Origin of the sequence: Terrihalobacillus insolitus (genome assembly GCF_028416575.1) — a bacterium.
GTDB lineage: Bacteria > Bacillota > Bacilli > Bacillales > Amphibacillaceae > Terrihalobacillus > Terrihalobacillus insolitus.
On sequence record NZ_JAMQKB010000010.1, the window covers coordinates 66,455 to 80,403 of the forward strand.

Here is a 13,949-nt window from a genome sequence, read left to right on the forward strand (position 1 = left end):
ACATAAAATGATTATAACAGTGCCATTTTTTGATTGCAAGTATTGATTTAACCGATTTACGTTTCGTGTCTGGATAACGGATCATGCAGCGATTAGGAGCCCCTTCGATTCATCCCTTTTCGCTTCATTTCTTCTTCAATACTTTGGAAGAATTCTTCGTTATTTTTAGAAGCCTTTATTTTGCGTAAAAAACGCTCAAGAAAGTCTGGTGAATCCTGCATCGTCTTACGGATTGCCCATACTTTGTCTAGATGTGATTTCTCTAATAGAAGCTCTTCCTTACGTGTACCAGACTTCAATATGTCGATTGCAGGGAAAATTCGGCGTTGGGCAAGGCTTCTATCCAAGTGAAGCTCCATGTTTCCAGTGCCTTTGAATTCCTCATAAATTACTTCGTCCATTCGTGAACCAGTTTCGACGAGTGCAGTTGCTAAAATAGTGAAGCTTCCGCCCTCCTCGATGTTCCGAGCTGCACCAAAAAATCGCTTTGGTCGGTGAAATGCTGCAGGATCGATACCACCTGAAAGCGTCCGCCCACTCGGAGGAATAACGAGGTTATAGGCCCGTGCTAATCTCGTAATACTATCCATTAAAATGACAACATCTTTTTTGTGTTCCACTAGTCGCATCGCGCGTTCTAAAACAAGCTCTGCTACTTTAATATGGTTTTCTGGAACCTCATCAAAGGTGGAACTGACAACGTCCACATTCGAATTGACAGAACGCTCAATGTCGGTTACTTCTTCTGGACGCTCGTCCACTAGTAAAATGATCAGTTTTGTATCTGGATGATTTGTCGAGATACTATTCGCTATTTGTTTCAGGAGCATCGTTTTACCTGCTTTAGGCGGTGCAACAATTAGTCCACGCTGTCCAAAGCCTACCGGTGTCATTAAGTCAATAATTCTGGTTGACACTTTTTTTGATTCTGTTTCCAGTTGCATGATGCGGTCTGGGTATAACGGGGTTAGGGCAGGATAATGCACACGTTCCTTAGCAATTTCTGGATCTTCTCCATTTACTGCGTCGACGTGCAACAGACCGTAATATCGTTCATTCTCTTTTGGCGGACGTACCTTACCAGAAACCTTGTCTCCATTCCGCAAGTCAAAACGTCGAATCTGAGATGCAGAAATATAAATGTCCTCTGCACTTGGAGAATAGTTGATCGGTCGGAGGAATCCAAATCCTTCTGACTGAATAATTTCTAAAATGCCATCCATGAACAAAAAACCGTCTTTTTCAGCTTGTGCTTTTAAAATAGCAAAAATAAGCTCTCTCTTTGTCAATTTCGCATAATACGAAACCTTGTATTCTCTGGCTCTCGCATAGAGTTCCTTTAAAGTTAGTGTCTCTAATTGAGAAATTGTTAGTTCAGCCACAAAATCACCACACCTATTAATTTTTTTAGTCGTTTGTTTATTTTAAAAAACTCGGCCATCTTAATGCCTTCGTGTTTATCTTTAAGAGAATAACATACTACTGTAACGCGTGATCGTTCTTTTTATTCCATTAACGGTTTTGATCGCGAGTTTGAATTGAAGTACTTTTGGATAGGGGTTTTCTATTTGTTCTAACGGTGATACAGGGGTTTTATTCATCTTAGCAAGCATAAATGTTGGAAAAATACCCATTCCAAGAAACAAAGAAGGCACAAAAACGATAGAATAGAAGTTTTATGTTTTCACAATTAGGGTTACCAAATTTTTTTCTCTTTAAACATCACCATAGCGAACTCATTTCAGCATCAACTAAACACAATATTACCTTTTTAACTTGGATTATTCAAGATTTATTTAAATATTAATAAAAAAAATGCAAATTTCGTATGAATACTTGTGCGTTGTCTCTCCATTTTTTGAAGTGAACACACTCTTCACTCATGTATTTGTGGGAGTGAGCACATCCTTCTTCATAGGAAAATGGAAAAGGAAGCCCACTACTAGTTGGCTCCCTTTCTCCACTGTTATGGTTTGGGTAAACGGACCTATCAAGAAAGTTTACTTTATGACTAGGTTTGGCTTCTTTTTCAAGCTGTGTTCGCCATCGATAAAGCGTACTGTACCACTTTTCGCACGCATAATGACTGTTTGTGTGGTTGCTTTTGTCCCTTTAAACTGAACGCCTTTTAATAGTTCACCATCTGTTACACCTGTTGCGGCAAAGATTGCGTCGTCGCCACCACAGAAATCTTCCATGTAAAGGACACGGTTCATATCATCAATGCCCATTTTTTCACAGCGTAATTTTTCTTCATCATTAGACGGCATCAATTTCCCTTGGATTTCACCACCAAGACATTTTAGTGCAACTGCTGCTAAAACACCCTCAGGGGCACCACCAATACCAAACATGATGTCTACTCCAGTGTCGTCAAAAGCAGTGTTAATGGCTGCGGCGACATCTCCATCAGAAATCAGTTTAATACGCGCTCCTGCTTCCCGAATTTCATCAATCATCTTTTCATGGCGTTTCCGATTCAGCACAACGGCGACTAAATCTTCAATGTCTTTATTTTTCGCTTTTGCTACTGCTCGCAAATTGTCGGTAACAGAGGCATTAATATCGATCTTTCCAACTGCTTCTGGCCCAACAGCAATCTTATCCATGTACATGTCGGGTGCATGCAATAAGCGACCGTGATCCGCAATTGCAATTACTGCCAATGCATTCCATGTACCTTGTGCAACAATGTTGGTTCCTTCTAGGGGATCAACTGCCACATCCACTCTAGGTCCGTATCCGTTGCCAAGCCTTTCCCCGATATATAGCATCGGAGCCTCATCCATTTCCCCTTCTCCGATTACAACAGTTCCTTTCATCGGAATCGTATCGAATACAGCGCGCATTGCGCTAGTTGCGGCATCATCTGCTTCTTCCTTCTTTCCTCTCCCCATCCATCGTGCGGAAGACAATGCTGCCGCCTCGGTCACTCGAACTAATTCCATTGATAAGCTTCTTTCCATGGTCATTCCTCCCCGTAAATTATTCCCCCATCTCCATGGAAGCCTTTAAAATACGTCCATTCCTTACTATAACCTCTTTAAGAATTCTGAAATTGCTCTACTTCTTCTCGTGACATTTCTTCACGCCAAATTTTTGCTCCCATACTTGTCAGCTTGTCTGTTATATGTTCATATCCGCGTTCAATGTGCTCTATACCAGTAACTTCCGTAATTCCATCTGCCATTAGGCCGGCAATGATTAACGCTGCACCAGCCCGGAGATCGCTTGCCTTTACCTTTGCACCTTCCAGCTGAACAGGACCTGAAACAATGGCTGAGCCACCTTCAACCTTTATTTTGGCGTTCATGCGTCTCAGTTCATCGATGTGTTTAAAACGAGCTTGGTAAATCGTGTCTGTTACGACTCCCGTACCGGTTGCTCGTGTTAACAATGATGTAAACGGCTGCTGTAGATCTGTTGGAAAACCAGGATGTACGAGTGTTTTGATATCAACACTTTTTATGTTTTTTCTAGGGCGAATTAATAATTGCTCATCACCCTCTTCAATCGAGATTCCCATTTCTCGAAGTTTTGCCAGAACAGACTCCAAGTGCTGGGGAATAACATTATCAATTAGCACTTCTTCGCCTTGAGCAGCAGCCATGATGGTATAGGTTCCTGCTTCAATTCGGTCTGGAATAATCGTGTGTGTACAGCCTGACAATGTTTCGCATCCCTCAATCCGAATTACATCTGTACCAGCACCTTTGATCTTTGCTCCCATACTCGTAAGTATTGTAGCGACATCGATAATTTCTGGTTCCTTTGCCGCATTTTCGATAATCGTCTTTCCTTTTGCCTTAACGGCTGCTAGCATAATGTTGATCGTAGCTCCTACACTAACAACGTCTAAATAAATACGAGCACCTCTTAATTCGTTGGCACGGAGGTAGATTGCCCCCTGCTCATTTGTCACTTGTGCACCTAATGCCTCAAAGCCTTTTATGTGCTGATCGATCGGGCGTGGTCCAAGATGACAGCCCCCTGGTAGACCAATCACAGCTTTTTTAAAACGCCCCAGCATAGCCCCCATGAAATAATAGGAGGCACGAAGTTTTTTTACTTTTCCATTTGGAAGTGGCATAGCCGTCATTTTTGATGGGTCAATATGGATCGTTTGATCATCCCATGTCACTGTACCACCGATTTCTTCTAATAGGTTTCCTAATATTCCAACGTCTGAGATTCTAGGCAGCCCTTCAATTGTTACGGTTGAGTCAGCTAAAATGGCAGCAGGCAATAGCGCTACTGCACTATTTTTTGCACCGCTAATTCTTACTTGTCCATTTAAAGGATTGCCACCTTCAACTAGTATTTTTTGCATAAGGAACTCCTCGCTTTTAGAGATTGTTCACATATTTTTGAGTGTGGGCTTAGTTTGCACAATTTTACCAAAACAATACGAATAAATTTTGCTCTTATTTGCGATTATTCCAATCTGCTAGGAATTTCTCAATACCTTGATCTGTTAAGGGGTGTTTAACGAGTTGTCCTAGTATATTAAATGGTACTGTTGCAATATGCGCACCATTTAATGCAGCTTCTGTGACGTGAAGCGGGTGTCGAATGGATGCTGCAATTATTTGTGTATCAATACCATGGCGGTCGAAAAGCTCAGAAATAGTCCCAACTAATTCCAATCCATTATGACCGATATCGTCAAGGCGACCTAAAAATGGAGATACATAGGTTGCCCCAGCTCTTGCAGCAAGTAGTGCTTGGTTTGGGTTAAAAATGAGTGTAACGTTTGTTTTAATATTAAGATCACTAAACGCTTTGACTGCTTTTAGTCCTTCAAGTGTCATTGGAACCTTTACGGTAATGTTTGGAGCAATGGCAGCCAGTTCCTTTCCTTCTTCAATCATTCCTTCTGCATCTTCGGCGATGACCTCTGCACTCACTGACCCCGAAACTTCTGCGGTAATTTCTCTGAGCCGATCATGGAAAGATACGCCCTCTTTTGCAACAAGGCTTGGGTTTGTTGTTACCCCTGCTAAAATACCTAAAGCGTTTGCCTCACGGATGTCATCAATATTTGCTGTATCAACGAAAAATTTCATTGGAATACCTCCTCGTATTATAGAACGTCATACCTAATAATCGGGTGCTTCCTATGTATCCTTTAGTGCAACACCGATTCTGATTGTGGAAAAGGAAACTGCCGAATTTAGCAGCTTCCTTTCTTCTCATTACGCTTGATTGGAGGAACCAAACTCACGCATTTTCCCTATAACGGTTTCTTTAATTGCTTCTCTACCTGGCCCAAGATACTTTCTTGGATCATAAAGATCTGGTTTTTCGTTTAATACTTCGCGAACTCTTCTTGCTTGGGAAATCTGGTTATCTGTATTTACGTTCACTTTTGATGTCCCATAAGAAATGGCACGTTTTATATCTTTTGTTGGTATGCCTGTACCACCATGCAAGACAAGTGGTACACCACTCGCTGCGCCGATCTCTTCCATTTCTTTAAACCCAAGATTCGGTTCACCTTTGTATGGTCCATGAACAGATCCTAGTGCTGGTGCAAGGCAGTCGATACCTGTACGCTCAACAAGTTCCTGACATTCTTTTGGATCTGCGTAAATGACACCATCTGCAATGACGTCATCCTCTTGACCACCAACTGTACCTAATTCTGCTTCAACGGATATTCCATGGATATGTGCTAATTCTACCACTTTAGAAGTAATCGCAATATTTTCTTCAAATGGACCGTGCGATGCATCAATCATAACAGAAGTAAATCCTGCTTGGATCGCTTTTGCGCATGCCTCAAAACTTGAGCCATGGTCAAGATGGATGGCTACTGGCACGGTTGTACCGTATTCTTCCATTAAAGCTTTCACCATGGCTACAACGACACGAAATCCACCCATGTATTTACCAGCACCTTCTGATACACCAAGGATAACTGGGGACTTTTCTTCTTCAGCAGCCTGTAAAATAGCTTGGGCATACTCCAAGTTGTTTAAATTAAATTGACCTACCGCATAGCTATTTGCTTTGGCATCTTCAAGCATTTCCTTCATTGAGACAAGTGGCATTACTATAATTCCTCCTTTTATGATTCCATTCACATAACAATTCTAATGATCGCACTTCAATATAAGAATACCAAGTACGATGGAAAGGTGCAACAATACAAGAAATAGGGCAGAGCTATTTATCTATTTTTTTCAACTTAGATCAATCAGATGCTTCGACGATTTTTTTTATTGTTTCACGAGCGTCTTCAATATTGAATGGCTTCGCAAATACGTCTTTCACCATATCAAAATTATCCTTCTCTCTTATCGCTTCTTCTGCAAGACCACTCATAATAATAACAGAAGTTTTGATCCCTCGTGCATCTAGTTCTTTTATTACTGTTGAGCCATCCATAATCGGCAACTTATAGTCGATAATAATAAGATCGGGTGGTTCTGTTGTAAGCACTTTGTCCAATGCTTGCTTCCCATTTTCAGCGGTAATAATCTCATAGCCTTCATTTTTCAGCACTTCTTCTAAAAGTAAGCGAATTCCGGGTTGATCATCGACAATCATTACCTTTTTTTTCATTATGTTCAATCCTTCCTAAACTATGTATATGTAAAGAAAACCATAAGAGGATGTTCAAAAAGTCACCAAATGATAAGCGGCGCATCTCTTCGTTGGCTTGTTTTTCCGTTACTCACGTATTAAAAGCATATCCTTAGAAAAAGAAGAACGCTTTTTCTTCGTGCGAGGTAATGCTTTCGAAGCAACAAGCTTTCGCTCCGTTACTCAAAACAGCGCCGCCTCGACCTGCTTGCTTCTAATTTGTTGACTTTTTGAACACGCACTATAAGACAGCATATGCGCATCCACACTAAGATTGTTATGATAGACCCTATACCAATTCGATACACATCTACAATATTCCTGCTTTTTCATTGGATCAACTAACTACACGAAATCAGACAGGAAAAAAGAGAAAAATCCTTGCCTAAAAAGTTGGACAAGGATTTTTTACTAAAATTTTAGTTTTTGTTTTTTTCGCGATTTTCTACAGCTGCGCCAATAAATCCGTGAAACAGGCGCTGTGATCTAGTTGGTCGAGATTTAAATTCAGGATGGTACTGGGATGCAACGAACCATGGGTGATCTTTTAATTCGATTGTTTCCACCAGCCTACCATCTGGACTAGTTCCAGAAAAAACAAATCCACTTTGTTCAAACTGATCTCGGAATTGATTATTAAATTCATAGCGATGACGGTGACGTTCATAAATGACATCCTCATCATTGTATGCTGCCCTTGCTTTCGTGCCTTCTTTTAAACGACATGGATATACACCTAGTCTTAGCGTACCACCCAAATCAGAAATATCTTTTTGTTCTGGAAGCAAATCGATAATTGGATATGGTGTGGATGGGTCGATTTCAGCTGAATGCGCCCCTTTTAAACCAATAACATTACGTGCAAATTCAACAGTCGCAAGCTGCATGCCCAAGCAAATGCCGAGCAAAGGAATTTTATTTTCTCTTGCAAATCGAATTGCTTCTATTTTACCTTCAATACCCCGGTCACCAAAGCCGCCCGGGATTAGTACCCCGTCAACACCGTCAAGCTGCTCTTCCATATTTTCAGGGGTTACTTCTTCTGCATTGATCCAACGAACACACGCATCTGCATTAAAATCATATCCGGCATGCTTTAATGCTTCAACCACTGAAATGTAGGCATCTGGAAGTTCTACATATTTTCCAACTAGTCCAATTGTGACGGTTTTAGACAGGTTTAACACTTTATCAATGAGCTGCTTCCATTCTGTCATGTCAGCCGGCTGACAATCTAATCCTAAATGATCACACGTAATCTGATCTAGGTTTTGTTCCTGTAACGATAGTGGAACATCATAAAGTGTTTCAGCATCTCTTGCTTCAATGACAGATTTTTCATCAATATCACAAAACAAGGCAATCTTTTCCTTCATGTCTTGGCTTAACGCCATTTCTGTTCGTAAAACGATCACATCAGGTTGGATTCCTAGCGATCGTAGTTCCTTTACACTGTGTTGGGTAGGTTTTGTTTTTAACTCCCCAGCTGCTTTTAAATAAGGAACGAGTGTACAATGAATATACATAACATTATCTTTTCCAATATCACTTTTTATTTGGCGGATTGCTTCCAAAAAAGGTAAGGATTCGATGTCTCCGACTGTACCACCGATTTCGGTGATCACCACATCAGCATTTGTTTGCTGACCAGCACGAAATACCTTGTCCTTAATTTCGTTCGTTATGTGTGGGATGACTTGAACTGTACCACCCAAGTAATCACCGCGGCGTTCTTTTTTGATAACGGTCGAATAGATTTTACCTGTTGTTACATTGCTGTACTGATTCAAGTTAATATCGATAAAGCGTTCATAATGGCCTAGATCTAAGTCTGTTTCTGCACCGTCTTCTGTTACAAATACTTCCCCATGCTGGTAGGGGCTCATTGTCCCTGGATCAACATTAATATATGGATCGAATTTCTGAATTGTAACGCTTAGCCCTCGATTTTTAAGTAGTCTTCCTAAGGAGGCTGCTGTAATTCCTTTTCCAAGTGAAGAAACGACTCCACCTGTTACAAAAATATATTTTGTCACACTTCATCCCTCTTTCTATGTTTCATTCCCGTTGTTTATCTTTAAATTGTATCCTTTTTATCCTGTTCGATTGCTTGTCTGAATCACCTGAAAACAAGAAAAGCGCCCCCCGTTCGTTAGGGGAGCGCTATATTTCATGTCATCACGTTTATGGAGCCCAAATAAAATATTACTGATATCCACCGATAAAGTCAACCCTATTTATTCCTCATCATCATCATCGTCTACATCATCATTCTCATCGGCGCTATCATCGATGTCATCATCGTCATCGCCATATTCTTCCTCTTTTGAGGTATCGTCATCTGTTTCGAAGTCGTCATCTATCTCATCAAGATCGTCAAAGTCATCATCCACATCTAGAATGTCATCCTCTAGCTCAAGGTCTTCATCCAAGGATTCCTCATAAACAGGTTCTTTTTTCTTGCGTTTGGCGGCAGCCTTTTTCTTCTTCTTCTTTTTAGGGGCTGCTGTGATTTCTTCTTCAAATTGTTCAACTGGGTACCAGCGTTTGAGTCCCCACAAATTAGAGCCAACTGTCATGAACTGCCCGTTGATATTTAAATCTGTATAAAACTGTGCAATATAGTGATCTCTTTGTTCTTTGGTGTAATTTTTAATCGTAGAGATTTGGTCATAAATATCCTGGAAATTTATCGCTTTTTTTTCTTCTGAAAGGATTACTTTAGCCAATTCTATCATAGACATTTCTTCAGTTTGAACCTGGTTATACTTTTTCAAGCCCACGGTCTAGCACTCCCTTTATGTAAAAATAATGATTATATGTATATTCATATGTTGATTGTTGATGTGAAGCCTTTAAATGTGTGTTGAAAATACGGCGAATTAGATTTAATTTGTAAATCCTCCAATACATTATATTGTTACCAATACTAAATTGCAATACAAGAGTAAGTTAATGAAAAAATGAGTAACCATATAAGCATAACCAAAAAAGATCGCACCATACATTCTATACTTGAATGATCATGCGATCTTAGTCAAAGCGAACTCGACCTACGCTTCGCTTAGAGGTGGGGGCCTAAAACCCTAATTATAACTCACTGCTTGTTTGCCAAATTGTTCCCAGCCTGCGACAAAGTTATTTCTAGAAGACTTTCGATTTTTTTGATTGGCTAATGCATCGTTAAAATAAATATAATCTTCATCGTATCCAGTAATTAAAACGGAATGCATTTTGTAAGTGATTTTAACTTTACCTGTTGGCGTGTTCCATGTTCTCCAGTAACTTTCAGGGAGACGCTTGAACAAACTTGTGTTCACAACCCAAACCGGCTTTCCTTTATCGACCTGATTTAACACAGCATCGAAATTATTTCCGGATAAGTTTATGACGCGCTCTCCTAAATATTCTCTTGCTAAATCAGCTATTGGCCCATTATAAACACCATATCCTGGCTTATCAAACGTGTACATATTCCCAACAAAGCCCGTATTTGGATTTCCGAAATATACCTGCCCGTTTTTCTTAGAATAAGGGGTTGGATCTTTTCTTACTTCCTCTGCTAATGTCATCTTACTCACTTCTATCCTTGCTTGCCCTAGCATCATTGCCAGTGTCGCCACCTCGCAGCCTCGTGGTAATTCTGGCATTTGGGCAATTAGCGGTGCATCAATTAGATCTGTTGTTTCTTGTTGTTTCTTTTCCTTTGATTCTCGTTCCCTCTCCATTATGTACCCTATTCCCTCAAATGAATTATCCGTTTTTACATATGAATCTGTTGGCGGACCCTTTTCTTCTTCCTGTTTGGTTACCACAGAGGGTGGGTCTTCTTGTTTCGTTTCCTTTTGATCGGCGTTTGTCTCGGTTTCAATCGAACTACAACCTGCGACCGCAAATAGAAACGTCATTCCTAATAGTTGGTTTCGTATCCCCATTCGAATCCCCCTAAGATTAAAAATATTACAATCTTTTTACAATGTATACCTATTATGTCATATAATATAGTAGTTTAGTAGGTTTTTAATACAAAAAAATGTAAAATCACACAAAAAGGCATCAGCTAAGTAGAGGCACTCTTTTTTATCCATACTTTGCTGATACCGTTTTTATGACTCTTTACATATTTCGGCGGTATTGACCGCCAACTTCATAAAGTGCATTTGTGATTTGTCCTAGACTGGCAACCTTCACCGTTTCGATCAATTCCGCAAAAATGTTTCCACCCGATGCAGCAACTTCTTTTAGACGTTTCAGCGCAATTTCTGCTTGATTTGCATTGGCTTTCTGGAACTTACGAAGCTCGGTAATTTGGTGTTCCTTTTCATCCTTAGACGCCCTGGCAATCTCCATTGAATCAATTTGATCACTGGATGGCGGATTTGGGTTCAAGTACGTATTCACGCCAACGATCGGTAGCTCCCCAGAATGTTTTTTTCCTTCATAATATAAAGATTCTTCTTGGATTTTGCCACGTTGATATTGACGTTCCATTGCACCTAATACACCACCACGATCATTCATTTGCTCGAATTCTTGTAAAACCGCTTCTTCGACCATATCGGTTAATTGTTCGACAATATAAGATCCTTGTAGTGAGTTTTCATTTTTTGTTAAACCGAATTCCTTGTTAATGATCATCTGAATGGCCATTGCGCGTCTTACCGATTCCTCTGTCGGTGTCGTAATCGCTTCATCATACGAGTTCGTGTGTAGGGAATTACAGTTATCTTGAATGGCAATCAATGCCTGTAACGTCGTGCGAATATCATTAAAATCAATTTCTTGAGCGTGTAACGACCTTCCGGATGTTTGAATGTGGTATTTCAGTTTTTGGCTGCGTTCATTTGCACCGTATTTATTGCGCATGACGATTGCCCAAATCCTTCGTGCAACCCGCCCAATAACCGTATATTCAGGATCGAGTCCGTTCGAAAAGAAGAAAGATAGATTTGGTGCAAATTTATTAATATCCATTCCCCTACTTAAATAATATTCAACGTAGGTAAACCCATTCGCTAGTGTAAAGGCAAGCTGAGTGATTGGATTAGCACCCGCTTCTGCAATGTGATAGCCAGAAATCGATACAGAATAATAGTTGCGCACATTGTGATCAATAAAGTACTGTTGGATGTCGCCCATCATTCTAAGAGCGAATTCGGTTGAGAAAATACATGTATTTTGACCTTGATCCTCTTTTAAAATATCCGCTTGAACCGTTCCTCTTACAACAGCAATGGTTTTGTTTTTTATCTCTTGTTGTTCATCATCGTTCGGTTCTCTGTTCTTTTCTTGCTTGAATTTTTCAATTTGCTGGTCAATGGCCGTATTAAAATACATCGCTAAAATAATTGGTGCAGGTCCGTTAATGGTCATGGAGACAGAAGTTAATGGATCTGTTAAATCAAAGCCATCGTATAGCTTTTTCATGTCATCCAATGTGCAAATGCTCACACCACTTTCTCCGACCTTCCCGTAAATATCAGGGCGTTCGTCAGGGTCTTCCCCGTAAAGGGTGACAGAGTCAAAAGCAGTACTGAGTCTTTTGGCAGCATCCCCTTTTGATAAATAATGAAAGCGGCGATTGGTTCGCTCTGGTGTCCCCTCTCCTGCAAACTGACGGGTTGGATCCTCGCCTTTCCTCTTAAACGGAAAAACGCCTGCTGTAAACGGAAATGCGCCTGGGACATTTTCCTTTAGCAACCAAACTAACCGATCCCCCCAATCATGGTAGGAAGGGAATGCCACCTTAGGTATTTTAAGACCAGAAAGGCTTTCTGTTTTAATGTCCATTGTGATCTCTTTGTCGCGCACTTTAAAGGTCAGTTCGTCCTTGTTATACGCTTCTTTCGTCTCATCCCATTTTTGTAGTAGCTGTTTCGGTTCTTGATCTAATTGGTCTTCATATTGAGCAACATATTTTGCTAATTCGGTTTTCGCTTCCTCGTGCTCAACCGTTTCCAATGTTCCTTGTAGTTGATAAAGTTTACGTGCCACTTCCCCTTGTTCTTCCGCTTTTTTGTGATAGTTACGAACATAACTGGCGATATCTCTTAAATAGTGGCGCCTTTCATTTGGAATGATCACATTTTGTTTCTCGACCTGGGCCGAGCGATTAAATGGTGTCGTTTCTTGCCATCCATATCCCTCGTTCAACTTATCGACTAAGGCGGCAAATAAAGCATTCGTTCCGGCATCGTTAAACTGGCTTGCAATTGTTCCATACACTGGAAAATTTGTTTGATCTTGATGGAAAAGCATATGACTCCGTTCGTATTGCTTTCGAACTTGATTCATTGCATCCTCAGAGCCTTTCTGCTCAAATTTATTAATGACGATAAAATCGGCAAAATCGATCATATCAATCTTTTCGAGCTGTGACGGGGCCCCGAATTCGGCTGTCATCACATACATCGACAAATCACAAATATCGGTAATCGCCGCATCTCCTTGGCCGATTCCACTTGTTTCAATAATAATAAAATCATACCCTGCAAGTTTAACAACTTGGATCGCTTCTTGAATCGATTTGGAAAGCTCACTTCGAGAATCTCTCGTTGCTAAAGAACGCATATAGACACGATCCGAAAAGATAGCATTCATCCGTATTCGATCCCCTAGAAGGGCTCCACCTGTTTTCTTTTTCGTTGGATCTACAGATAATATTGCGACTTTTTTGTCAGGGATCTCATTAATGAACCTGCGAATCAGCTCATCTGTAAGGGAACTTTTCCCTGCACCACCTGTTCCTGTGATCCCGAGAACTGGTATCGTTTTTTTTGCTTGAGTGGAAGGTAAAGCACTCAATGCCGACTCATCTTCCTTGCTATTTTCAACATAGCTTATCATACGGGCGATCGCTTGTGGCTGTCCCTGCTTTACTTTTTCTATATCTGCATCTGGTTGAAATGGTGGTAAATAGTCACAGTCCTTCAGCATTTGGTTAATCATACCTTGAAGCCCGAACGAACGACCATCTTCCGGCGAAAAGATCCGAGCTACGCCATATTCGTGGAGTTCTCGTATTTCTTTCGGGATAATAACACCCCCACCCCCACCGTATACACGGATATGGGATGCTCCTTTTTCTTTCAATAAATCGATCATATATTTGAAGTACTCGACATGCCCCCCCTGATAGGAAGAAATCGCAATCCCCTGGGCATCTTCTTGAATGGCTGCGTTCACTATTTCATCGACGGAACGATTGTGTCCAAGATGAACAACTTCTGCTCCACTTGCTTGTAAAATTCTTCTCATAATATTAATCGACGCATCGTGTCCATCAAACAGACTAGATGCAGTCACAAACCGAACTGGATGTGTTGGCTTGTATTGTTCTATTTCCTCCATTTTCTTCCCTC

Annotated in this window: 10 protein-coding genes; all 10 read right to left on the bottom strand. The window is 40.6% G+C overall.

Features of this window, described 5'->3' with window-relative positions; translation table 11 throughout:
- Window positions 1-92: 92 nt before the first annotated feature.
- The 10 genes from rho to icmF all read right to left on the bottom strand — a co-directional run bounded on the left by rho (window position 93) and on the right by icmF (window position 13,938).
- Complete coding sequence (gene rho / locus NC797_RS11115) at window positions 93-1,382, bottom strand: transcription termination factor Rho (RefSeq protein ID WP_272436852.1); 1,290 nt, start codon at window positions 1,380-1,382, stop codon at window positions 93-95.
- A gap of 618 nt (window positions 1,383-2,000) precedes the next feature.
- The gene (gene glpX, locus NC797_RS11120; RefSeq protein WP_272436853.1) at window positions 2,001-2,966 is read right to left on the bottom strand and encodes a class II fructose-bisphosphatase; all 966 of its coding nucleotides are present in this window, start codon (window positions 2,964-2,966) and stop codon (window positions 2,001-2,003) included.
- Window positions 2,967-3,043: 77 nt separating this feature from the next.
- The gene (locus NC797_RS11125; RefSeq protein WP_272436854.1) at window positions 3,044-4,330 is read right to left on the bottom strand and encodes a UDP-N-acetylglucosamine 1-carboxyvinyltransferase; all 1,287 of its coding nucleotides are present in this window, start codon (window positions 4,328-4,330) and stop codon (window positions 3,044-3,046) included.
- Between the two features lie 94 nt (window positions 4,331-4,424).
- On the bottom strand, window positions 4,425-5,066 hold the full coding sequence (fsa, locus tag NC797_RS11130) for a fructose-6-phosphate aldolase (RefSeq protein WP_272436855.1): 642 nt from the start codon (window positions 5,064-5,066) through the stop codon (window positions 4,425-4,427).
- A 129-nt stretch (window positions 5,067-5,195) separates the two neighbouring features.
- The gene (locus NC797_RS11135; RefSeq protein ID WP_272436856.1) at window positions 5,196-6,053 is read right to left on the bottom strand and encodes a class II fructose-bisphosphate aldolase; all 858 of its coding nucleotides are present in this window, start codon (window positions 6,051-6,053) and stop codon (window positions 5,196-5,198) included.
- A 142-nt stretch (window positions 6,054-6,195) separates the two neighbouring features.
- Window positions 6,196-6,567 carry a response regulator gene (locus NC797_RS11140; RefSeq protein WP_272436857.1) on the bottom strand — a complete coding sequence of 124 codons (372 nt, stop codon included), beginning with the start codon at window positions 6,565-6,567 and terminating at the stop codon, window positions 6,196-6,198.
- 440 nt (window positions 6,568-7,007) lie between these two features.
- On the bottom strand, window positions 7,008-8,624 hold the full coding sequence (locus NC797_RS11145) for a CTP synthase (protein WP_272436858.1): 1,617 nt from the start codon (window positions 8,622-8,624) through the stop codon (window positions 7,008-7,010).
- Window positions 8,625-8,825: 201 nt separating this feature from the next.
- Window positions 8,826-9,371 (bottom strand): DNA-directed RNA polymerase subunit delta, encoded by a 546-nt coding sequence (gene rpoE / locus NC797_RS11150; protein ID WP_272436859.1) that lies wholly within the window; start codon window positions 9,369-9,371, stop codon window positions 8,826-8,828.
- 303 nt (window positions 9,372-9,674) lie between these two features.
- The gene (locus NC797_RS11155; protein WP_272436860.1) at window positions 9,675-10,523 is read right to left on the bottom strand and encodes a C39 family peptidase; all 849 of its coding nucleotides are present in this window, start codon (window positions 10,521-10,523) and stop codon (window positions 9,675-9,677) included.
- Between the two features lie 181 nt (window positions 10,524-10,704).
- Window positions 10,705-13,938: a fused isobutyryl-CoA mutase/GTPase IcmF gene (icmF, locus tag NC797_RS11160; protein WP_272436861.1), complete on the bottom strand. Its 3,234-nt coding sequence runs from the start codon at window positions 13,936-13,938 to the stop codon at window positions 10,705-10,707.
- Window positions 13,939-13,949: the final 11 nt, after the last annotated feature.